The sequence below is a fragment of the Maribacter sp. BPC-D8 genome, from assembly GCF_035207705.1.
Taxonomy (GTDB): domain Bacteria; phylum Bacteroidota; class Bacteroidia; order Flavobacteriales; family Flavobacteriaceae; genus Maribacter.
The window spans coordinates 2,281,675-2,304,768 of the sequence record NZ_CP128187.1; the positions used below are offsets into that span (position 1 = coordinate 2,281,675).

A 23,094-nucleotide genomic window follows, 5' to 3' on the forward strand; every position below is an offset into this window, starting at 1 on the left:
TACAGGGTTATTTTGTGTTGGCATAGTCGTGCTAAACCAAATTATTTTGTTTTTTTAAGGCTATTGAATCCTTTTTATTCTTGATGATGAAAAATAGTAGCTGTGCCACCAATAGTATAACCATGGCAATAATCTGCATGTGAACTACGGTTTCAAGATTATCATGATAAAGCATGATGAGTGCCACTTGAGAAAAGCCTAACAATCCTGATAATATGACAGGTGAATATTGATTTAATGACAGAAAGTAATATGCAAAAATATTAGAGACTGCGAATAGTGATGTCGCCAATGCATATTTCCAAAGTAAATGTGCAATAGATAAATACGCATCACCGAACATTAACGTAATTATCAAATTCGGAAATAGAAAGCATACAAAAACTATAAAAGTCGATAAGCCACCAATAAAGAATACATACTTAAAAAGTACCGGAGCCGTTGGCTCGCCGTCTTTTTGTTTTTGAATAACTGTTGGCATTAAAAGCATTACAAACATCCAAGCAACAAAGTACACTACCCTACCGATCAATGCCAATGATGAATACAAGCCAGCCTGTTTATCATCAAAATAATGTTTGACCAATAGAATATCACTATTGTTTATAATAATCTGCGTGAGTTCATAACCAGCTGTAAGACCTATAAAAAGCCACACTTGTTTTAAATCTACCGCAGCTAATTTGTCTTTAGAAAAAACTTGAACACCTTTAAAATCTGACGGAAAAAGTCCGAATACAAAAGAAAGTGCAATACCAGCTGCAATTAAGATTCCCGGTTCAAAGGGTAGTAATAACAGCAAAGCAAAAGTGATCAACAACCTACTCCACATTTCTGTTTGGTAGGTACCTGCTAATTTGCCGAAGTCATGCTTACCTTGAAACCTACCCCTATTTACACTCATAACAAAGTATAAGGGTATGGCGACAGCAAAAATCATAAACATGTAATGGTTTTGCGTATTAAAAAGTGCTTGTAAATTTTTAGAAAAAATGAGCACAAGAATTCCGGTAAACACACCGAATACCAATGCATATCTATACATGGTATTCTTAAAAGTAATCCACGTATAATCTGTAAATAACACAGCAAATTTTGTGGTTGCCAATTGAAAAGTCATACCAACAAAAGACAACACTAAAAGTAATGTAACCAAAAGTGCCGCATCGGCAAAAGCCTCAGGACCAAGCAATCTACCTAAAAGTAAATTGTATAAATAGTTACCACCATTTACCAGCAAAGCACTACCCATAAACAAATGTTTAGGGGAGATTCGCTTTAAAGCCAATTTAATTGCTGTCATGATTTTGATAGGGTTTTCGGGGGTTCGGTAGTACTTATATTATCTGTAGACGAAAGCGATTTTTGCCAACTGCCCAACGATCTTTACAGAATCTTTCATAGATAGTTTAGAACCATCAGCATGTATCCATCTTTTTAATGGCTGCTCACAAATAAGTTTTTTGGCTTCGGTTTTACCAAAGTATTTTCTCATTCGTATAAACATTTCAACATCGAACAACCACTTGGTAATAAAAGGTTTACTAAAAAGTAAAGGAACTACTGAGCGATCCATCACTTTTGCTCCACATTGCGTATCATTAAATGGCATTCTTAAAATGGTTCTAATGATAAGATTAATGGTCATACTAATTATCTTACGAGCAGATTCTTTAGTAATATCTGCACCCATTCTACTCATTCTAGAACCACTAACAATTTTAAATTCAGAGTTGTCTAAGGTTTCAACCAAATCGTCAAAATCTCTAAAATCGGTAGAGAGATCGGCATCTAAAAATCCGATATAATCTAATTGAGGATCTTTTGCCATGTGTAACATACCCAAGCGAACCGCTTCGGCCTTACCACCATTTTTCTCGCAATCGTAAATACTGATATTACTTTCGTGACCTTTCTTTAATTCTTCTAAAACTTCGAGTGTTTTATCTGTACTACCATCGTTTACAAAACAAAGATGGTACCCAAGATTACTGTGTGCAAAGTCTCTAAATTCTTTACCTAAAAGACGTTCTTCTTCATTATAACAAGGTATAACAACACCAACGCAATTTTTTTGAAGCATTCTTGCGCTACTAGACTCTTGAGGGTTCAGTTCTATAACTGGGGCGCCAATTAACCTTTTAATACGAGCCGCCATTTCAGACAAACTCACAGGCTTTTTCATGTAATCGTCGATGCCTAATGTAAAGCCATCGGTAATTATGGTTTCATCGGTATTACCCGACATTACTAATACCGGCGTAGTGTTACGTTTGCCTTCTTTAATATGTTTAACAACATCTAAACCAGACATATCTGGCATATTTATATCTACAAGAACCAAATCTGGTTCAAATGAATTATATACTTCAATTCCTTTTTTACCAGAATCAGCTGTTTTTACATCATAACCTAATTCGGTAAGTCTTTTCTCAACAGACAATAAAATAAGCTGTTGATCATCTATGGTTAGTATTTTCATGGTTTTATGTAAGTAAGATTTAACCTACATATAACGCTCAATTTCGTAAAAATTGTAGTTTTCAAGTTGAAAATTACAATTTCAATATTAAAATGAACGCAGCAAAACCTTTGGCCTCTACCTAATAAACAGTGCAATCGATGAAATACACCTTTGTAAGAATTTTAAAAATTTTTACATAAAAAGTGTTCTTCATGATGAAAATGATAAAATGGAAAAGCAGAAATAAAAAGAGAGTAGCTAACCATACTACCCTCCTTTTCACAAAACCTAACCAAAAATTTTATGCCATTAATTCTTTTTCTACCATGGGTACATCTAAAGTGAAACCTTTAAGTTTTGCCACTTGTAGTACTTTAAAATATTCTACATACATTTTCGTAATATCTTCCATCGGAAAAGAACAGGCTGCTCTATAATTTGCTTTTGCTAAATATGTTCTATAAGAATCATGTAACAAAATACTTTCAATGGCGTCTGCCAATGAAGCTACACTTTCTGGATCAAAGAACTCTCCTTTATAGCCTTCTTCCTTTACTAGAATACTAAGGTCACCTAAATCTGGTAATGTAACCGCTTTACCATAACTACCTGCTTGGTTCAATACACCAGAACTGCCTGTTGTAGATGTATATGGAAAAACAATTACCGCACTTTCACCAAATAATACCGGTACATCTTCTTCTGCAACATAACCTGTAAAAACTAATTGCTTTACATGAGCATATTTCTTTTTCATACTTTCTAAGTATCCAGGTGTATTTGGACTATCTGTACCAGCAACAACTATTTCGATATCTTCATTGGTACGTTGTCTAATTAATTCGATTGCCTCTATCATTATCTCAACCTTTTTGTAGGTACCGAACTTACCAAAAGCCATTACTTTTTTTGGTCCGGCAGGTAAGCTATAATCTGGGGTTGCTGGAGTTTCAAAAGAACCATGCGGAATCAAAGCCACATTTCTAGATTGATATTTGTTTTCTAAAATAGATTGATATTTACTAATAGTTACAGCAACTACATCTGATGCCAAAACACATCTTGTTAAAACATTACCGATACCATTATAAATTTTCTGCAGCAATTTATTTGAGGTAATACCAGCATTATCTAAATCTACTTGCTCTAAAATATTATGTAGTAAAGAAATAGTTGGTATACCTTTTAACTTGCACATTAGCGGCAATAGTAAGCCAAGTGCAGCAGGAACCTTTTTATCTCCGAATTTTAAAAACTGTAAATTAAAAAGTACAGCATCGGGCTTTGTCTCTGAAATAGCACTATTGATTTTAAAGATATTTTTGTAATCATTAAAATTCCAACACTCCTTAACGGTAATCTTGCATCCGTCTTCATTAAAACTAAGGTCTTTTTCACCTTCAGTCTTATCGGTAATCAATATTATTTCTGTTACTTCTTTTTGAAGTCTAAAATGTTTTACCAAGTGATAACCGTATTCGGTCAATGTTACTTTACTTGGGGGATAAGCGGTTACAATTGCAAGTTTCATAGGTTAAGGTTTACTATACTATTGGGTTATTTCTGCTACAAATATCTAACTATAACAAAGGTTTTTTACGTGATTTTAGGTGGATGAAGCGTTACTATAGACGAATGGAAGAAATTACTAGTTAAGCCTTATTCAATTATTATAAATCTTTAAATCTATCATTTACCAATAGAAAAAAATATCCATTTTAGAGTATGGTAAAAAAAGCCCGAAGATGGGGGATTTCCTCGGGCTAGACTCACTTAATATTATAGTATCAAGAGGTCTTGTTCAATATGTTATTATGAGCGAAATAAAGTAACTGTGCTACCAGCAAAGCAACCATAGCTATAATTTGAACCTGTACCACCATATATAAGGTACTATGAAAGAACATGATCATAGCAATTTGAGAAACACCCAATACACCAGAAAGTATTACAGGTACGTATTTATCTAGTGACAAAAAGTAGTAGGCAAATATATTTGAGATAGCGAATAAAGAAGTTGCCAAAGCATATTGCCATAATAAAGGCGCCATTGAGATATAAGCTTCGCCAAACATTAATTGAATTATTAATTCAGGAAAAACAGCACAGCAGAAAATTATAGCAATTGCCAATACCCCCACATAACTTACATACTTTATTAATACAGGTGCAGTTGGCTCGCCATCTTTTTGTTTTTGAACAACGGTAGGAAGTAGCAGCATTACGAACATCCAAGCAACAAAATAAACTACTCGCCCTATCATGGCCAAAGAAGCATAGAGTCCGGCATTTAGAGTATCGAAATAATGTTTTACCAAAAGAATATCACTATTATTTATGATAATCTGGGTAAGTTCATAACAGGCTGTCAATACTATAAAACTGATTACTTTTCTTTTATTCTCTTTGGATAAGGTAACTGTTTGGGTGATGCTTTTTATATTAAAATCGGTAGGAATCAATCCGAATACAAACGACAATCCAATACCCATTGCTACTAAAAATGCAGGTTCAAAAGGTACCAACCATAGTAACCCGAGTGTTATCAATAACCTGCTCCACATTTCTGTTTGGTAGGTAAGCGATAATTTCTGATAATCTTGCTTGCCTTGGTATCTTCCTCTATTGACCGACATAAAAAAATACAAAGGCACCGATACGGCAAAGGTTTTAAATAACAGAGAAGATTCGGTGTGAAATAGTTCTTGTAAGTTACCAGCAAATGCAAATAATAAAACACCTATAATCGTACCAAAACCTAAAGCATACTTATATAACAATTGTTTTAAAGCTACCCAGTCATCATTGCTAAACAATATGGCAAATTTTGCTGTAGCCAATTGAAAAGTCATGCCTAAAAAAGATAGTACAAGTAGTAAGGTAATTAGTAAAGCAGCCTCACTATATGCTTCGGGACCAAGCAATCTACCCAGTATAAGGTTATAGACATAATTACCCCCATTTACTACGAGTACGCTCCCCATAAATAATTTTTCTGGAGAAATTTTGTGTAGTGCTACTCTAATTGCTATCATGATCATGTTTTTTTTTAAGTCTCAACAATGACTTGGTTCTACCTCAAATATCATGAAGGCTACCCTTATATTTTAAGGGCTTTAGGTCGATGACCAATTACTGTAGACGAGTGGCAATTATCGTACTTCCGTAACGGTGAAGTCAATTTTATCTTTACAATATTAAAAAAGACAAATAAATCTCAATAATTACCGTTAGGTATTTGTAGTATTAATCTCACTTTGAATGATTCGTAATTTAGTATTCCTTATTCTTTTAACCTCATCTTTCTTAAAAGCACAATCTGATATGACCAAAGGCTTTGGTCTTTTAGAGAAAGGTGATTTTCAAGAGGCAGAACTTTTTTTTGGTGAATACCTTAAAACTGACCCCGAAAATAAAACGGCATTGCTCTGTTATGGGCGGGCTGTTGGGTTAAGTGGCGAACCACAAAAATCAACTAGTTTGTTCGCTGACCTTTTAGAAGATTACCCTGGTGATTTTGAAATTTTAATTAATTACAACGAATCTTATTTGTGGGCGAAAGAATATGAACAAGCAAAACCCTTGTATGCAGATTTGGTAGAAAAATTCCCAACCAAATTCGGTGCTGTATTAGGGTATGCCAATACCTTAAGTAATTTAAAAGAATATGAATTAGCATTAAGTTGGGTTGAAAAGGCAATTGCTTTAGATCCAGAAAATGCAAGTGCAAAAGTCTCTCGAAAATTTATGCGTTTAGGTTATGCAAACGAGTTTGTGAACAATCAGCAATACGCGAAAGGAGAGCAAACTTTAAAAAAGATTTTTGAAGATTTCCCTGAAGACAAAGATGTTCTAATCAACTTGGCGAACTTATATCTCATTATCAAACAAGCAGACAAGGCGAAAGATATTTATGTTAGATATGCCACTACCCCAAAAGATTCTATTACCGCATTAAACGGTATTGCATTGGCAGAGCATATCGATGAAAATGATAAAGAAGCACTAATTATCTCTAAAGGAGCAACGGTAAAGGTCGATAAAATTGATGATGAAAAACTTACCGAAAGCACTTATGATCGCTATGTTCAAGCCTTAATATGGAACAGAAAATTTATTTCTGCTAGAGACAAGATTGATAGTTTAGAAGTGCACTACCCTAATAAAAATTGGATATTGGCATTAAAAGCTACCTTAGGTCTATATACCGGTGATGCTAAATCTAGTGTTGAAAGTTATGATAGAATTTTGGTTAATGATAGTGCCTCTTTTGATGGTAATTTAGGTAAAGCAAATGCTTTATTTGCATCTGACAAGATTATACCTGCATACAGTATGGCCAACCAAACATTAAAATTCTACAAGAATCAAAAAGATGCGAAAGGCTTTATTGAGAAGCTGAACTTAATGCATACCCCAACAATTGAAGAGCATGCGGCCTATACATTTGACAATGGTAATAATGTTGCATTTTTTACCAATACTACGGTTGATGTCCCTTTTAGCACAAAATTTAGAACTACGGTTTCTTACTTTTTTAGAACGACAGAAAATAGTGTTACCGATAATAAAGCAACCTCTCATGTATTATTGGCTGGCTTACAATACAAATTATTTCCGAAAACGGTGCTAAAGACAGTACTAGGTTTAAACAACTCTAGGTTTTTAGATGATGCATATACACAACCGGTTTTAGATATTAAATTAGATATGCAACCTTTTAAATTGCAAAACTTAACACTTGGGTACCAAAGAGAAGTACAGAGTTTTAATGCTGAATTAATAGAACGTGAAATTGTACAAAACCATTACGGACTTAATTATAACCTTGGTACTAATGTAAATTTTGGTTGGTATACACAACTAATGCACACCCAACAGAGCGATGATAACGTTAGAAATTTATTATTTACTTCTTTATATTATAATGTACTGCGTAAACCTGCATTAAAAATGGGTGTAAACTTTCAGTATATTACTTTTAAAGACCAAGTACCTACCATTTATTTTAGTCCAGAAGTATACAAAGCAGTCGAATTATTTGCAGATATACGTGGTAACATCTCAGAAAAAACGACTTATATGGCTAGTGCGGCCACAGGTATTCAACAAGTAGAGGATGATGCTAAAACGGCTATTTTTAGAGCTGAAGCTTCTGTACGACGTCAATTCTCAAAACGATTTAGCTTAAATGTATATGGCAAGTATAGTAATATTGCCTCTGCAACTGCAGCCGGATTCGAGTTTACTGAAATCGGGTTAAAAGCAAAATGGTTGTTTCTAAGTAAACCATTATTCCACAAAAAGTTAAACCTAGATTAGTTTAAATATCCCTTTATAATTTACATTCTAAATAGGATTATTTAGATATTGAAATGACCATTTCAATGCATAAAAGCAAACAATAAATTTTTCCTACATAATACTTGAGAATTCTTCTAAAAAATCAGTTATAAACAGTGAATTATCTCATATAATAACAGTAAATGTAAGAATTTTACTTATTTTAGCGTAAGTCTATTGCGCATTGAGAATTCGAGAGATACTATTGAAAATGAGAGTCTAATCGAACTTATATGTGGAAAAGAGTTTTAAGAATGTTTATTGGTCTTTATGTACCACTTTTTGTGCTTACCCTTTTTTTATATTACTCCCAAAAGGCAAAACAAATTGAAAATATTACGGAGCGTCAGATTCGTGCAAACACGATGAAGAAAGTTTCCTTTGAAGAAAAATGCCATTCTTTTATACGAAATACCAATTTTTGGGCTAGTTTAAAATATCCAAAGAATTTTGATCCTTTAGAAGAGCATTCCTCATTCTTAAGCTCTTACCTAGAACTTATTGAGTATATTACTATTTATGATCAATTTCGCTTTTTAGATTTAGAAGGAAAAGAATTTTTTAGAGCCGAACGGGTTGGAAACGATTCTATTGTAATTAGCGCTTTACAAAATAAAAATCACCAACCTTATGTAAAAGCAGGATTACAATTAAAAAGAAATCAAATATATCTTTCTCAAATAAGCTTAAATAAAGAAAATGGGGAAATTGAAAAACCGCATAAACCAGTAATTAGAACTGTGGCTCCTATTTTTGATAATGAGCAAAATCAAATAGGTTTAGTGGTCATCAATTTTAAAATGAAAAAAATTCTGGACCAAATAAAATCCAAAGTTGAAGATAAAAATGTTTATTTGCTAGATGAGGATTTTAGAGTTATAAGTGCAAGTACTATAAAAGAAGATTTACCCTATGAATCTGAAAATAAAAATAGTACTATAGACAGTATTTTAAATACCAAGGCAATAACCCATATTCGAGACAGCACTTTTGTTGAAAATGGTCATATATGGTCGCAGCAATCTATTAATTTAAATGGAGCAACATTTACGTTTGGTTCTAAATCTAACTTACCAACAGAAATAGTAACCCCATCTAATTGGCTTATGGCCTTGGAAATACCTCCAAGAATAGTAAAAGCCGAATTACAGCCTGTTTTTGAAAGCCTGTTGACCTTTAATTTTATTTCAATTATTAGTCTATTAACGTTATGCTATATTTTTCAAAAAAAGAAATTTGAAAAAGAACTATTCTATAAAGAATTAGAAAGTAAGAATATATTATTGACCAGAAGTAAAGACCAATTAGAAGAGAATAATGTAATGGTCAATGAGATGAACAATAGCTTAGAAATTAGAAACAAGCAATTAAGTGATTTCAACTATTTAATTTCTCATAACCTACGCTCACCAGTTACGAGTATGTCTGTAATTGTTGAGATGATACAAAAAGAAAAAAATCCTGAAGTATTACATCAATTACTGCCTAAACTAGATATAGTAGCCAAAAGTATAACCAACTTAACTGAAGACATAAATGACTACTTATCTATACTTGATGCCAAGGAAATAAAAATAGTTGATATCGATTTAAATGAATTGATACTCGAAGTTAAAAATGAATTCACAGAAACACTTTTAGATAATTCTGGTTTTGAAGTTCAATTAAATTTAGTGGCTTGGAACCAAATTTCATATTCTAAATTCTATTTACAAAGCATCGTTCACAATTTCATTTCTAATGCTATTAAATACAAGAGAGAAAATGTCTCTTCTTACATACAATTTGAATCTGCTATTGAAAATAAGCAAAAGGTGTTGTATGTGCGAGATAATGGAATAGGGTTAAATCTAGAAAGACACGGAGAAAATGTATTTAAACTTTATAAAAGATTTCATAGAAACATATCTGGTAAAGGTATGGGGCTGTTTTTGATAAAATCTCAATTAGAAGCTCTTAATGCAATTATAACAATAGATAGTAAAGTAGGGCATGGAACAACATTTAAAATAATATTCAAAAAATGATGACAAAACCGAACATATTACTGGTCGATGACGACGAACTTTATTTGTATTTAATGGAAAAAACAATTCATCAAATATCAAAAGAATTGGTGGTTTCGACATTTACCGATGGAGAACAAGCCGTTGAATATATTGCAAAATGTACTGAGGAGAAAGTTGAGCTACCCGAGGTTATATTTTTAGATATTAATATGCCATTTTTAGATGGCTGGGGCTTTTTAAATGAATTTAAAAAGCTAAAACCTAAAATCATTAACAACATTAATATTTATATGGTCAGCTCATCTATGCGCGAGAGCGATGTAAAAAGAGCTTCTAATTTTGAAGAGCTTACCGGGTACGTAGTAAAGCCAGTAAATAAAGTTCAGCTAGCAGAAATTTTCAAAAAGATTTACCACGAAAATTGGTAATTATCACTTTAGAAAAAACTTAAAGTAGGTTTAAACGTCTCATTAATTCTGGGCGGTTAGAGCGGCTAATAGGCACCACATTTTTAGCTATAAGCACACTATTATCTTCTATATCAATAATTTTGGTAAAGTTGATAATGTAAGACCTGTGTATTTGCAGAAACAATTTTTCAGGTAATTTTTCTTTTATTTTTTTCAAAGTAGTATGTACCCTATGGTCTTCTTTCTCTGTTTTAACATCAATATAATCGCCTTTGGCTTCGATAACCAAAATTTCATTGAGTTTCAACTTAATTAACCTTCGGTCAATATTAATGTACAAATCTTCACCTTCAGATGAATTTTGTTGTGCTGCTGCCTGTACCTGTGGCTTTTTAGAAGAACTGTTTTTGATTTTTTCAATACTTTTTTCAAAACGCTCTAACGTAATCGGTTTCACCAAGTAGTCAACAATACATTCATATTCGTAAGCGGCTATTGCGAAATCTGTATCAGAAGTAGTCATAACTACCTTAGGTGGATCTTTAAGTGTTTGTATAAAATCGACACCACTAAAACCGGGCATATGTATGTCTAAAAAGATAACATCAATATTTTGATGATTTAAAAACTTGATTGCCGAAATGGCATTATCAAATTCTTCAATAACATCAAGCTCAGGTATTTTTGAACATAGTTGCCTTACAACTAGTCTTGCCGTAGCTTCATCATCGATTATAATACAGTTCATTTAAATTGTTTTAATGTATTCCTCAATAGTATCTAATACTTCAACGAATTTAGATTGACTATCGTGCTTACCGTCCAATAATTCCATTTCATAGGCTACTGCTAGCTTATAAGAATTTTCCATTCCTAAAATATTGAACTTATGTTTTAGCTTATGAACGATTTCAGCAGTTTCTTTTACCCTTGTATTTTTTACATGACCAAAATATTCTTCCTTCTCTAACGGAAACTCGTTTTTAATAATATCAAGAAACTGATTTCTAAAAGCGATATCGTCACCGGCAAGCTCGTCTACATAATTAAGGTTAGGTTGTTCTATCATGAATTCTTTTTTAATGTGATATAAAACGTAGTACCAACGTTTTCTTCTGATTCTAACCGAACATCGCCTTCATAAAGTACCGCAATTTTCTTCACAATTGCAAGTCCGATGCCGGTAGCATTATTGGCAGTCTCCAGCTTTTTAAACATTTCAAAAATTCCTTTTTGATGCTTCTCTGGTATTCCTTTTCCATTATCTGAAACACTAAATTTCCAATAAATGTCATCTGGCTCGTAACCAATTTTGATTACACCTTTTTCTACATGTTCAGTTGCCGTTACAGCATTAGTGAATAAATTCATAAACAATTGCTCTAACCGTGCTCTTTCAAAGAACATTTCTGGCAATTCTTCATCATATTCAAAAGTTATATTTTCAGGTACATAAATAGTCTGCTGAATATCTTTAAGACTATCTTCTAAACTAAACGTTACTTTATGCTCTTCAGTTTCACCCATTGTGGCGTGTTTTAGTATACCACTAATAAGCTTATCCATCTTGGTAAGGTTTTGAGATACCAACGTGCAATTTTCTTTACTTGTATCAGAAAATTTCTCTTTTTCATCTTCCATAATCCAACTCATCAACGCATTGATGTTTCGAATAGGCGATTTTAAATCATGCGATACCATTTGCGCATAATTGTTTAAAGATTCATTCTGGTTTTCTAAACTAATGAGTAGTTTATCTTTTTCTGCAGTCATCTCAGAAACCTGGGATGCCAAATTACTTATGTAAGATGCAAGCTGTTCTGTATTAAATTCTTCTTGAATCTTTGTGGTCTTTTCATCATTCAAATTCTCTCTTAAACTAAGAATAGCATTTTCTAGAGAAACAAGAATACTCTTTTGTTGTAATGCTTCTTTCTGTAATTGTTTATTAGCTTCAAAAAGTTCGTCTGAACTTATGGTCGAAGCTCTATGAAGCATGGAAAATTTATCATCAAAATTTTCATATGACTTTTCTACAGCTTCTAAAAAGTTTTCCATTTCTGGATGCGCCTTTAGATCTTCAGGTAAATATTTTCGAATTTGTCTTTTTAAGAGGGAATGCATTATTCGCTAAATAAGGTTAAAGTCATGGTCTGGTTATGCAATTTACAACTATCTTGACCACTAAAAGGTGCCATTTCGCCATAGGAGTAAAATCCGCTTATAACCGTATTATCACCAATTACCGCTTTAACTTCTTCGATTTCTTCTTCGGTACGTTGATCCATGACCAACTTTCTACCAATACAACTAATTAATAATGCTAACTCTGGAGATTTCTTTCTGCCACCCATAGCGAGCTCTGCTGCATGAAATGCCCCATTGGCAATATCATCTACCGACGACATCATTAATTGCACCCTAGCACCTTCTGGAACGTCACCAGCTAGTGTCATTGTATTCTCTGCTTCATCAATATTAAGAATAGTTCGAACCAAAGGCTCTGCATCATCTGTTACCTTTACACTTAACGGATAAAGCAATGCCGACTTCGGCAATTCATCAGCTTTTTCACCTAGGTAAGTTTTATAAAGATCTAATGCAGGTTTACCATCTAATTCAAAAAGTAGATTACCTTCAGATTTTGTAATGATACGTTCAGGGCCAAAGGTGGTCCAACCACCATAATTAGAACTTGTAATTTCTAAGGTATCACCATAAAAACCTATAGCTATTATTTCCCCTTCTTTAGGGTTTTCATTGTAAGATGCCAATGTTCGTTCAAAACGATCATCATCACCACATAATCCGCCAGAGAGTCCAAAATGTGTATTGCCTAAATGTTCTAAACCTTCTATAAGTGCACTACCATTAACGGTACTACCTTCTGATATTACAAATAGATGTTTTAAATTTTCTTTCGGGAACTCAGCTATTAAACTCTCGCCCAATTTTTCATCATCATTTTGAAAATCTGCCACGTTCCTTCTTTTTATCAAAATTGAACTCTTCTCAAATTCTATAGCAGTTAAAACAACGCATCCGTCTAAAACATTATCATCTATAATTTCACCCGAAGTCGTACCAAAAACGATATGACCGTCAGGATACAATTCTTTAACCTCATCATATATATCTTCACTTTCTAACATATATCGATTACCAAAAACTAGAACTAAGGGTTCTTTTAATTGTTTTGAATCATTAAGTATAAAAGACTCATTTGGTTTCTTTATTGCTTGAACTATTTTCATCTTAAATCTTATTAATTATGGTATTTTTTTATGGTAAAATGAAATTGGGTTCCTTCCCCAACCACACTATCGATCCAAACTTTACCTTGGTAACGATCAACTATTTTCTTAACTATTGAAAGCCCGATACCGGTTGACCTTTCATTATTACCTATAGATTGAAATATGTCAAAAATCTTTTTATGATACTCTTCTGGTATACCTACCCCATTATCACTAATGGTAAATTGCCAGAATTCGCCATCATCTTTATAAAGAACTTCAACAAGCCCTACTTCTCTTTCAATATGTACAACCGCATTACCAATTATATTTTGAAAAACTTGATGCACTTTAATTCTATCTGCCATGATAATTGGCAAAGTCTCAGGAATGACCAATTTTACATGTTCAGGAATGTATATGGTCTCGCCTATATCATTTATTACCTCATTTAGGTCAACTTTAGAATCATCTAAATCAGAACTATTTGCGGTAGAATATTCTAGAATACCATGAATCAACTTATCCATAGAGGCTACTTTCTCTTGCATAAGTTCAAGATTCTGCTTACCACCTTCATCTAAAACATCTTTATAATCATCACTTAGCCAAGTTGCCAAAGCGCTAATACTTCTTAGTGGAGACTTAAGATCATGAGAAACAATATGGGCATACTCTTGTAAACCTTGGTTACTGTTTTCTAAATCTTTTAATAATTTCTCTTTTTGAAGTTCTAATAGTTTTTGATCGGTAATATCTAAATGTATACCTATAGAACCAATTACGGCACCAGTATCATCATACCTAGGCGCACCACTTATTAGCCAATGTCTAATTGAATTGTTTTTATTATAAACCTCAACTTCATAAGAGTCAGATACCCCACCTAATCTATTTTCATTTTTCTTTTCAATGAGACTACCGTTCTTGAATTTTATTATTTGAGAAGCAGTTTGACCTATAAGTTCTTCTTTTGTAAAGCCACAAATATTACAAAAGCTTTGGTTAACCATTTGTATTACATCATTATTATCGACCTCAACAAGACCTAAGTTCATGTTTGCAATGATGCTACTATACTTTTCTCGTTGGTTTTCTAAATTCTTTCTATAATTTTTAGAAATGGTAATATCTTGATAAGCCCATAAGTGCCCCTTGTAATCACCATCATTATCTATAGGAATAAAATCTCTTGCCAAAATTCTCCCATCGATCATTTCAAGTTCATCTGCCAAAACGGTTTCTTTTTTAGCTAAAATTTCTTCTATTCTACTAACAAAGCTTTTTGGACTCTTGAAATACTTTTTAAATTCTTCTTCAGATTCTGCACAGTCAACGCCTATAATTTTCTTTGGAGACTGTTTAATATGAAATAAATCGCAGAACTTTTGATTGGTCAAGGCAATTTTACCTTCCTCATCTTCTAAAAGAACACCAGTCTGTAAATTAGAAATAAGAGCAGTCAATCTATTTTGAGATGCTTCTAGTTTTCTGTCTGCCTCTAATTGATGCGAAATATCTTCTATAATAGCCACCTGATAATCTTTTTTTCTATGATCATCATGTATCGCTGAAATTCTGGTTTTTCCCATTATGGTAGAACCATCTTTTCTCGTAAACTTCCATATTTCGGTGAACTTTTCAATTTTACCAGCACACATTTCATCAAGTTGATTAAGTGCATCTATTGTATTTTCTGGTTCTGAGATTGATTTAAAAGAAACATTTTTGAGCCCGCCTTCTTGATAACCTAGCATTTCTACAAAAGTATTATTGGTCTTCAGAATTACTCCGTCCACGGCTAAAACAATACCTAAGGGAGAATTCTCAACTATAATATCTAATTGCGCCTTTTGTTCTGCAACAAGTCTTTTTACTTCGGTTTCTTGGGTAATATCTCTAATTATACCTTGTGCTGCAATTGGTCTTTGATTTTTGTCATATACAAGACTTGCGTTTATTTGAATCCATTTTTCTACATCACCTTCAAGAATAATTTTCGCACGATAATTTTTTAAGCTTCCTACCTCGATCATCGATCGCATCGATTCTTGGGTATACGCTAAAAAATCTGGATGTATAAAATGTGAAAGGTTTACGAGCTTATCATTATGATCAAACTGCAAAAATTCTTTGGCAGATCTATTCATATTAATAACATTGAATTGTAGATCCATTACCACGTAAGGATCGATAATATTTATAAAAATACCATCTAATTCAGATGTTTTTTCGCTTAGTAAATTTTCGAGCTTACTGTTAGATTCTCTTAAGTGACTGGTAACGTCGTAGAGCTCCTTAGATTTTTCTTCTAAGATATTCTCTGCTTGTTTACGAGCCTTTTTCTGCCGTTCGAGCGCTTTTTTTAAGAGAAGAACTTCTTTGTTATCCATGTTGTACTACATCAAATTTTACTTCAGTACCGTCTTCCTTTAGAAGTTCATAGGTAATATCGGCTTTACCGTTAAAATGTTCAAAAGCTTTTTCAATTAGACCATGAGCTAATCTATATAAACCTCTAGATGAAGAATATATCATGGAAATAGAATTATCGGTCTTGTCTAATATCTTAAATGTAGGAAGTTCTGCTTCAGGATACAGCTTTTTTACATGAACATGTATATGATCCTCAATAGAATATAACAACCCTATGGGGTTTCTGTAACTTTGAATAACTTCTGGATGTGCATTTTTTAGACTTGAGAATAAGTAGAGTCCAAATGCATAAATTAAATCTCCGGCCGGTAAATCTACTTCTTTACTTAGCTGGGTAATCAGCGCTACCATTTCATTGAATTCGTAGGTAGCTACAGAGGTATAAATACCCTCTGATGGCAAATTTGATTTCTCAATTATATTGTCAACAGTCTCTAAACCGAATTCAGATTCGACCATTTCTAAAAACTCGGTAAATACGATTCCTTTCATTTGAATTATTTAAATACACTCAAACGTAGGAAAATTAATACGTAAATAGGAAAAAATGTTGTGAAATGAGCTTTTTTGTTAGCCTTTCACTAGTTGATTAACATTCCAGTACTCTAAAACAGCATTTAATTTATACTCGTAATCTTCATATTTTAATGGCTTAATTACATAACCTGCAATACCAGCTTGGTAACATTTTAACAAATCTGCTCTATTTTCTGAGGTTGTTAAAATAACTGTAGGTAAATATTGAAGTAATTCATCTGCCTTTAAAATAGCTAGAAATTCAATACCGTTCATTCTTGGCATATTCAAATCTAAAAGAATAATATCTGGTAATTTTTCGCCAGACCTTAAATAGGTTAAAGCTTCTTCACCGTTTTTTGCTTCTATAATTGTATGCTTTAAGTTAAGTTTAGAAACTGTACGTTTCAACTTCATAACTTCTATTAAATCGTCTTCTATTAGTAATATGTCCATAGGTCGTTTATATTGATACGACAAAGATCAAAGATTTCTCACTCTTAAAATGGCTGCTATAGGTGAATGGCAGTTTACTATCGGTGAACGGTAATTCTATGCCGACGAGTATTTTTCAACAATCTTTAAAATGTGCGATCTGGGCTAAATGCCGCAATGTTCATAGACGTCTTAGTACCAGACAATAACTCTGAAACCAGCTTACCTGTAGCAGGCCCTAAACTCCAACCCATCATGGCATGACCAGTGGCAATAGTTAGGTTTTCAATTCTTGTCGATTTACCGATGTATGGTAAACCGTCTGGTGAAACTGGTCGCAATCCGGTTTTTACATTTTTTATTTCAGTGTCGCTAATTTTTATATCAGGGTAAAATGCTTGAGCACCATTGGCTATAGCTGCCACTCTTTCTTTTCTTATGATGTCGTTATTACCAGAAAACTCCATGGTACCCGCGAATCTTGTAAAACCGTTCATAGGTGTAGCCGCTATTTTAGATTCCATTAATATAGCAGGAATCGTAATACCTGTATCACGTTCTATATTTATTCTATACCCCTTACCACCTTGTAGTGGTAACTTCAACTGTAATTTCTTCGCCAGCTCTCCACTCCATGAGCCCGCAGCTAAAATAACTTCTTCTGGTTTATAAGAACCCTTATCTGTAACTACCTCTTTAATAGTATTACCAGAACTCTTAATATCCAGAACTTCTTCATTTGTGCTAATAGTAACACCTTGTTGCTTTAAATATGCTACTAACTTGGGCATTATCTCTGTCGGAGTCGTGTGCCCATCACATTCATAATGTATAGCACCTTCTGCATCTATATTCACATTAGGTTCTAGTTGATGTAAAGCTGCCTTGTTTAAATCAGATACCTCTAGCCCTTCAAAAGCAACTCTTTCGGCAACCTTTTTTTCATGTAAGTAGCTCGCTTCGGTTTTATACAGCATTAATAAACCTTTTCGCTCTAGTTGAAAATCACCTAAATCGCCAGAGTTTTTTATATCGGTAAATAACTCTCTACTGATAAGGTTGATGTCTTTAATTAAAGGAATCGCCTTTTCTACCTTAGCTGACGTAGATGACTTATGAAAATACCATGACCATTTCAAAAAATCGGCATCTAGTCTTGGTTTCATGTAAAACGGACTAGCAGAATTGAACATCATCTTTATCCCCTTCGCAATCATACCTGGCGATGCTAACGGAATAATATGACTCGGAGTAATATACCCTGCATTTACGAAAGATGCACCAGAAGTAATATCACCTTTATCAATTACGGTAACCTCAAAACCCATTTTATTTAAAAAGTAAGCAGTGCTTAAACCTACAATGCCACCGCCAATTATAAGTACATTCTTCATTTGTAATTACTAGAATTTAAATTACTTGAAATCCGTATGCATACGGATCATCGTCGTCTATAGTTATGGTGTTCTGACCATATATTTTTGCCCAACCTTTAACACTCGGTATTATGGCAGGTATATCAGCTAAGGTCGTTTCCTCTTCTACCCTACCAACAAACTGAGACCCAATATAGCTCTCATGAATAAAATCTTCACCAACACCTAACTTACCTTTTGCATACCATTGCGCCATTCGTGCAGACGTACCCGTACCACAAGGCGAACGGTCAATTGCCTTATCACCATAGAACACGGCATTTCTTGCGCTAGCAGTCTCAGAGATAGTATTTCCCGTCCATAATATATGACTCACATTTCTAATGGTTGAATCTTCTGGGTGGATGAATATATCAGGATATTTCAAATTGATTCTATCACGTAGTTCTTGACTAAATTGAATTAATTGACTAGCAGAGTAATCTTGAATTCCGTTAAAATTCTTTTGTAGATCTACAATTGCATAAAAATTACCTCCGTAGGATACATCAAAAACAACCTCTCCCAAATAAGATGATGCTATAGTTAAATCTGTCGCAGCCAAATACGACTTTACATTGGTCAATTTTACCCAATCTACTTTAGTACCCGTTTGTTGATACGATATATGTACTAAGCCTGCGGGAGTTTCCATTCGAATTTTTCCCGGCATTTTAGGTATAATCAATCCTTCTTCAATACCAATAGTTATAGCACCTATGGTACCATGACCACACATAGGTAAGCATCCGCTGGTTTCAATAAATAATATTCCGAAATCATTATTAGGGTCGCTAGGTGCATAAAAAATACTTCCGCTCATCATATCATGACCGCGAGGCTCGAACATAAGCCCTTTACGAATCCAGTCATATTCCTTTAAAAAATGCTGACGTTTCTCGCTCATTGTAGCACCAACTAAATCTGGACCACCTTGTTTTACAACCCGAACAGGATTACCACAAGTATGCGCATCGATACAAACAAAGGTACTGCTGGTCATATTCGAAATTTAGTTGTTATTGATAACCGGGTTTATTTAAAAATTCTATTTAGTGTAAATACCCTCTACCAAACGAGTAATGCCTAACGGATTCTCATTTTGCAAAGCTGTTGGTAATAATTTATTAGGCCAATCTTGAAAAGAAACTGGGCGTACCCATCTCTTTATGGCAGATGTACCAACAGACGTGAAACGAGCATCTGTAGAAGCAGGAAACGGACCACCATGAACCATAGAAGAATTTACTTCTACACCAGTTGGCACGCCATTAAATAATATACGCCCTACTCTACTCTGCAGTGCGTCTACAACCCCAGAATTATGCTCTAAATCTTCTTCAGAACCTAAAACCGTACCCGTTAACTGACCTTCTAAATGATTTAAAATAGCTTCTAATTCTGATGTACTTTCACATTCAACTACAACCGAAAACGGACCAAATACCTCTTTATGCAATTTTGTATTGGCTAAAAAATCTGCACCACTAACTTTTAAAACTGATTGTTGTGCATTATTAGCATTCGTTGGCTTATCATAATTTGCGGTAACTGTCACACCCGTCTGGGTTGATAATTCATTTTTACCCTCTTGGTATTTTGCATATATATTCGGATGAAGCATACATGTTGGTTCTAATTTTAGAATTTCTTCGGATAAGGTATTGATGAAACTATCTAATTTAACTCCCTTCAACCCTAATACCAACCCAGGATTGGTACAAAACTGACCTGCACCCATAGTAATTGAAGAAGCATATTTAGTCGCCCATGCATCACCGTCGTTCTCTAAGGCAGAAGGAAGTAATACTACTGGGTTAATACTGCCCATCTCTGCAAATACAGGTATCGGCTCATCTCTTTCGTTCGCTAATTTATAAAGTGCAGTACCACCATTTATACTACCCGTAAATCCGACAGCTTTTACTTTTGGGTGTTTTACCAACAGCTGACCTACTTCTATACCGCTACTATTCAAATTTGAAAATACCCCATTAGGCATTCCTGTTTTTTCTGCCGCTTTTATAATTGCCGATGAAACTAGTTCACCTGTCGCTGCATGCATTGGGTGACTTTTAACGATTACAGGGCAACCTGCTGCTAGAGCACTTGCAGTATCACCACCTGCCGTTGAAAATGCCAATGGAAAATTACTTGCGCCAAATACCACTACCGGACCTAACGGAAATAACATTTTACGAATATCTGACTTAGGCATTGGTTCTCTATTAGGCTGAGCTTTTTCAATTACCGCTTCTACCCAAGAACCCTCTTTCAATAAATTAGCAAAAGCACGTAATTGACCCATAGTACGACCACGTTCACCTCTTGCTCTACCATCTGGCAAACCCGATTCTTTACAATAGGTATCTATAAGTTCATCGCCAAGAGCTTCTATTTCATCAGCAATCGCTTCTAGAAATTCCGCCTTTTTAACTCCTGAAAAATCTTTATAAACTTTAAAAGCATCAGTAGCTAAGGCTACAGCTTCATCAATTTCATTTGACGATGCTTCGTAAAAAGTCCATTCTGTTTCTTGATTTTCTTTAGGGTTAAAAGTCTTAAAAGTTTTATTTCCTTGCTTAGAAGATGTACTTCCGATTGCATTTGTACCGCTTATCATTTTCTATTTTTCTGATGTTACTCAAAAGTAAAGAAAGAAGCCGAAACAAATTTTGATTCTTTCTTTACATTTCTAAATATGCCCAATTAGATTATTGAGTCATAAAAATTCCTTCAATTAGTTAATTCCTTTATAATTTGGCAATGTTGGTCTAGTAGCCATTCCTTGTTTTATAACCGCTGCTACTCTCTCGCGCTCAGCGCCAATTAACGGTAACCTTGGTGCACGAACATTTTCGGTACCAATACCTGTAGCAACCTCTGCCATTTTAATATTCTGTACCAATTGCGGACTAATATCAAGCTCCAACAATGGTAAGAACCATCGGTAGATTTCTAATGCTTCTTTAATTCTACCCGCCCTTGCCAACTCAAAAACCGCACAGGTTTCAGCAGGGAAAGCACATACCAAACCAGCAACCCATCCATCGGCACCCATTAACGTACTTTCTAAGCCTAAGGTGTCAACACCAGTCAACACATTTAATCGATCTCCGAATCTTGTTTTAATACGTGTAATATTAGATATATCTCTCGTCGATTCTTTTACTGCCTGTATATTATCACAAACCATAAGTTCCTCTAACATATCTAAAGTTACCAAAATACCGTAATCGATAGGGTTATTATAAATCATGATAGGCAAATCGGTGCTATTTGCTGTTTCTTTAAAGTAAGTAACTGTTTCATGATCATTAGCCTTATAGCGCATTGGCGGTAGCATCATTAAGCCTGTTGCACCACATTCTTCGGCAACTTCAGCAGCATGAATGGCTCCTTTCGTGGTTTGTTCTGCAATATTAATGATGACAGGCACTTTACCTTCCACCAGCTTTACAGTCTCTCTCATTAAAATCTTTTTCTCATCGTAGGTTAGTGTACTCGCCTCACCTAAGGTTCCGCCAAGTATAATTCCGCTTACTCCCGCATCTAATTGAGCTTTAATATTGACAGAGAACATATCTAAATCAAGTTCATCTTTATCGGTAAATTTTGTAGTAACTGCTGGCATAACGCCTGTCCATGAAATACTCATTCTATATTGTTTTTGATGATACCCAAATCTACAGGTAGTATTAGAATTATATTGTTTTCATTTTATCCACACATGGTACTATTTTACCATCTTAAACATACAAATACAATATATAGCGCTAAATTAGATGCACATGAAGGTCTTTCCGTTTAAAATACCAAAACCAATCGATGAGCATTTAATTGTTCAAATAGATAAAGAACCTGTTTTTTACAACCGCTTACATCAACATGAAGAAATTCAAATAAGTTATATTATAAACGGTAACGGTAAATTGTTGGTGGGTGATAGTATACACCCTTTTTCAGCCGGAGATATATTTGTAATTGGTAGTAATCTACCTCACGTTTTTAAAAGTATTGCAAATAATGAAGATGCCCATATGCTAACCGTTTTCTTTACCGATTGCACCTTTGGCCCTCACTTCTTTCAACTACCTTATTTTAAAGATTTACAATCTTTCTTTACAAATGCCGATTCTGGCTTTAAAGTAATGTCAAACAAAAAGCAACTAACACAGCAAATCTTAGCATTACAATCTCTACAAAAACTACAACGCTTCACATCGTTTCTAGAGTTATTAGAACAATTGAGCAAAGCAGCAACAGAGCCTTTAAGTAAATTTATTTATGCTAAAACCCTAAGTTCTAATGAGGGTGAGCGCTTGCAGGAAATATTTGATTTTGTCTTTAAAAATTTTCAGCAACCTATTTTGTTAGATGACATTTCTAAAATGGCTTATATGACGCCAAATGCCTTTTGCCGCTTTTTCAAACAACGTACCAATAAAACATTTTTCCAATTTTTAATAGAGCTTCGTGTAGAACATGCTTGTCAGTTATTAAATTCTAAAAAAGAACTTAATATTAATATGATATCTGACCTATCTGGTTTCAACTCCATTTCTAATTTTAATAAGAAATTTAAAAAGATAAAAGGCTTAACGCCAACCCAGTATCAAAAATCGCTGGCATTATAAAAAAGTTACCTTATTTATTATCATCAATATATTTTAAATTGAATGAGAGGTTTCTATATTTGCGCTCGAATATACTTCAAGTATGCCCACGTGGTGAAATTGGTAGACATGCTACCTTGAGGGGGTAGTGTTCGTAAGGACGTGCTGGTTCGAATCCAGTCGTGGGCACAAAAGGTTAGATTTAGGTCTAACC

Annotated in this window: 19 protein-coding genes and 1 tRNA gene; 5 read left to right on the top strand and 15 right to left on the bottom strand. The window is 34.0% G+C overall.

Annotation, left to right across the window (positions count from 1 at the left end):
- Positions 1-31: 31 nt before the first annotated feature.
- The 4 genes from QSV08_RS10065 to QSV08_RS10080 form a co-directional block, all read right to left on the bottom strand.
- Entirely contained in the window at positions 32-1,303 is a 1,272-nt protein-coding gene (locus tag QSV08_RS10065) for a sugar isomerase (protein WP_324028252.1), read from the bottom strand.
- Between the two features lie 39 nt (positions 1,304-1,342).
- Positions 1,343-2,482 (bottom strand): response regulator, encoded by a 1,140-nt coding sequence (locus QSV08_RS10070; protein WP_324028253.1) that lies wholly within the window; start codon positions 2,480-2,482, stop codon positions 1,343-1,345.
- 283 nt (positions 2,483-2,765) lie between these two features.
- On the bottom strand, positions 2,766-3,995 hold the full coding sequence (locus QSV08_RS10075; protein WP_324028254.1) for a glycosyltransferase: 1,230 nt from the start codon (positions 3,993-3,995) through the stop codon (positions 2,766-2,768).
- Positions 3,996-4,251: 256 nt separating this feature from the next.
- Positions 4,252-5,499 (bottom strand): oligosaccharide flippase family protein, encoded by a 1,248-nt coding sequence (locus tag QSV08_RS10080; protein ID WP_324028255.1) that lies wholly within the window; start codon positions 5,497-5,499, stop codon positions 4,252-4,254.
- Between the two features lie 226 nt (positions 5,500-5,725).
- Here QSV08_RS10080 and QSV08_RS10085 point away from each other — a divergent pair, with 226 nt between their 5' ends.
- The 3 genes from QSV08_RS10085 (at position 5,726) to QSV08_RS10095 (ending at position 10,244) form a co-directional block, all read left to right on the top strand.
- Positions 5,726-7,786 (top strand): tetratricopeptide repeat protein, encoded by a 2,061-nt coding sequence (locus QSV08_RS10085; RefSeq protein WP_324028256.1) that lies wholly within the window; start codon positions 5,726-5,728, stop codon positions 7,784-7,786.
- Between the two features lie 254 nt (positions 7,787-8,040).
- The gene (locus QSV08_RS10090) at positions 8,041-9,834 is read left to right on the top strand and encodes a sensor histidine kinase (RefSeq protein ID WP_324028257.1); all 1,794 of its coding nucleotides are present in this window, start codon (positions 8,041-8,043) and stop codon (positions 9,832-9,834) included.
- On the top strand, positions 9,831-10,244 hold the full coding sequence (locus tag QSV08_RS10095; RefSeq protein WP_324028258.1) for a response regulator: 414 nt from the start codon (positions 9,831-9,833) through the stop codon (positions 10,242-10,244). Before QSV08_RS10090 ends, QSV08_RS10095 begins: the two co-directional genes overlap by 4 nt.
- Before the next feature lie 19 nt (positions 10,245-10,263).
- Here QSV08_RS10095 and QSV08_RS10100 read toward each other — a convergent pair whose 3' ends face one another.
- The 11 genes from QSV08_RS10100 to QSV08_RS10150 all read right to left on the bottom strand — a co-directional run bounded on the left by QSV08_RS10100 (position 10,264) and on the right by QSV08_RS10150 (position 21,922).
- Positions 10,264-10,974, bottom strand: a complete 711-nt coding sequence (locus QSV08_RS10100; protein ID WP_324028259.1) for a LytR/AlgR family response regulator transcription factor — start codon at positions 10,972-10,974, stop codon at positions 10,264-10,266.
- Positions 10,975-11,295 carry an Hpt domain-containing protein gene (locus tag QSV08_RS10105; RefSeq protein WP_324028260.1) on the bottom strand — a complete coding sequence of 107 codons (321 nt, stop codon included), beginning with the start codon at positions 11,293-11,295 and terminating at the stop codon, positions 10,975-10,977.
- Positions 11,292-12,350: a sensor histidine kinase gene (locus tag QSV08_RS10110; RefSeq protein WP_324028261.1), complete on the bottom strand. Its 1,059-nt coding sequence runs from the start codon at positions 12,348-12,350 to the stop codon at positions 11,292-11,294. Before QSV08_RS10110 ends, QSV08_RS10105 begins: the two co-directional genes overlap by 4 nt.
- On the bottom strand, positions 12,350-13,480 hold the full coding sequence (locus QSV08_RS10115) for an FIST signal transduction protein (protein ID WP_324028262.1): 1,131 nt from the start codon (positions 13,478-13,480) through the stop codon (positions 12,350-12,352). Before QSV08_RS10115 ends, QSV08_RS10110 begins: the two co-directional genes overlap by 1 nt.
- 11 nt (positions 13,481-13,491) lie before the next feature.
- Positions 13,492-15,855 carry a PAS domain S-box protein gene (locus tag QSV08_RS10120; protein WP_324028263.1) on the bottom strand — a complete coding sequence of 788 codons (2,364 nt, stop codon included), beginning with the start codon at positions 15,853-15,855 and terminating at the stop codon, positions 13,492-13,494.
- Complete coding sequence (locus QSV08_RS10125) at positions 15,848-16,390, bottom strand: heme NO-binding domain-containing protein (RefSeq protein WP_303598208.1); 543 nt, start codon at positions 16,388-16,390, stop codon at positions 15,848-15,850. The genes QSV08_RS10120 and QSV08_RS10125 overlap by 8 nt, the downstream gene beginning before the upstream one ends.
- A gap of 78 nt (positions 16,391-16,468) precedes the next feature.
- Entirely contained in the window at positions 16,469-16,870 is a 402-nt protein-coding gene (locus QSV08_RS10130) for a response regulator (protein ID WP_324028264.1), read from the bottom strand.
- A gap of 125 nt (positions 16,871-16,995) precedes the next feature.
- Positions 16,996-18,243 carry an NAD(P)/FAD-dependent oxidoreductase gene (locus QSV08_RS10135; RefSeq protein WP_324028265.1) on the bottom strand — a complete coding sequence of 416 codons (1,248 nt, stop codon included), beginning with the start codon at positions 18,241-18,243 and terminating at the stop codon, positions 16,996-16,998.
- 16 nt (positions 18,244-18,259) lie between these two features.
- On the bottom strand, positions 18,260-19,267 hold the full coding sequence (locus QSV08_RS10140; protein ID WP_324028266.1) for a 4-hydroxyproline epimerase: 1,008 nt from the start codon (positions 19,265-19,267) through the stop codon (positions 18,260-18,262).
- A 45-nt stretch (positions 19,268-19,312) separates the two neighbouring features.
- Entirely contained in the window at positions 19,313-20,887 is a 1,575-nt protein-coding gene (locus QSV08_RS10145) for an aldehyde dehydrogenase (NADP(+)) (protein WP_324028267.1), read from the bottom strand.
- A gap of 117 nt (positions 20,888-21,004) precedes the next feature.
- On the bottom strand, positions 21,005-21,922 hold the full coding sequence (locus tag QSV08_RS10150; protein ID WP_324028268.1) for a dihydrodipicolinate synthase family protein: 918 nt from the start codon (positions 21,920-21,922) through the stop codon (positions 21,005-21,007).
- A gap of 133 nt (positions 21,923-22,055) precedes the next feature.
- Between QSV08_RS10150 and QSV08_RS10155 the strand changes: the two genes are divergently transcribed.
- Positions 22,056-22,901, top strand: a complete 846-nt coding sequence (locus QSV08_RS10155; protein ID WP_324028269.1) for an AraC family transcriptional regulator — start codon at positions 22,056-22,058, stop codon at positions 22,899-22,901.
- Positions 22,902-22,985: 84 nt separating this feature from the next.
- Positions 22,986-23,069: transfer RNA gene (locus tag QSV08_RS10160), tRNA-Leu, on the top strand.
- The last annotated feature ends 25 nt before the right edge of the window (positions 23,070-23,094 follow it).

Coding starts and splice junctions, on each gene's coding strand:
- QSV08_RS10075 (WP_324028254.1), bottom strand. CDS start 3,995: ATGAAACTTGCAATTGTAACCGCTTATCCCCCAAGTAAAGTAACATTG.
- QSV08_RS10135 (WP_324028265.1), bottom strand. CDS start 18,243: ATGAAGAATGTACTTATAATTGGCGGTGGCATTGTAGGTTTAAGCACT.
- QSV08_RS10105 (WP_324028260.1), bottom strand. CDS start 11,295: ATGATAGAACAACCTAACCTTAATTATGTAGACGAGCTTGCCGGTGAC.
- QSV08_RS10120 (WP_324028263.1), bottom strand. CDS start 15,855: ATGGATAACAAAGAAGTTCTTCTCTTAAAAAAAGCGCTCGAACGGCAG.
- QSV08_RS10150 (WP_324028268.1), bottom strand. CDS start 21,922: ATGAGTATTTCATGGACAGGCGTTATGCCAGCAGTTACTACAAAATTT.
- QSV08_RS10140 (WP_324028266.1), bottom strand. CDS start 19,267: ATGACCAGCAGTACCTTTGTTTGTATCGATGCGCATACTTGTGGTAAT.
- QSV08_RS10115 (WP_324028262.1), bottom strand. CDS start 13,480: ATGAAAATAGTTCAAGCAATAAAGAAACCAAATGAGTCTTTTATACTT.
- QSV08_RS10130 (WP_324028264.1), bottom strand. CDS start 16,870: ATGGACATATTACTAATAGAAGACGATTTAATAGAAGTTATGAAGTTG.
- QSV08_RS10145 (WP_324028267.1), bottom strand. CDS start 20,887: ATGATAAGCGGTACAAATGCAATCGGAAGTACATCTTCTAAGCAAGGA.
- QSV08_RS10125 (WP_303598208.1), bottom strand. CDS start 16,390: ATGAAAGGAATCGTATTTACCGAGTTTTTAGAAATGGTCGAATCTGAA.
- QSV08_RS10080 (WP_324028255.1), bottom strand. CDS start 5,499: ATGATAGCAATTAGAGTAGCACTACACAAAATTTCTCCAGAAAAATTA.
- QSV08_RS10155 (WP_324028269.1), top strand. CDS start 22,056: ATGAAGGTCTTTCCGTTTAAAATACCAAAACCAATCGATGAGCATTTA.
- QSV08_RS10070 (WP_324028253.1), bottom strand. CDS start 2,482: ATGAAAATACTAACCATAGATGATCAACAGCTTATTTTATTGTCTGTT.
- QSV08_RS10095 (WP_324028258.1), top strand. CDS start 9,831: ATGATGACAAAACCGAACATATTACTGGTCGATGACGACGAACTTTAT.
- QSV08_RS10085 (WP_324028256.1), top strand. CDS start 5,726: ATGATTCGTAATTTAGTATTCCTTATTCTTTTAACCTCATCTTTCTTA.
- QSV08_RS10100 (WP_324028259.1), bottom strand. CDS start 10,974: ATGAACTGTATTATAATCGATGATGAAGCTACGGCAAGACTAGTTGTA.
- QSV08_RS10090 (WP_324028257.1), top strand. CDS start 8,041: ATGTGGAAAAGAGTTTTAAGAATGTTTATTGGTCTTTATGTACCACTT.
- QSV08_RS10110 (WP_324028261.1), bottom strand. CDS start 12,350: ATGCATTCCCTCTTAAAAAGACAAATTCGAAAATATTTACCTGAAGAT.
- QSV08_RS10065 (WP_324028252.1), bottom strand. CDS start 1,303: ATGACAGCAATTAAATTGGCTTTAAAGCGAATCTCCCCTAAACATTTG.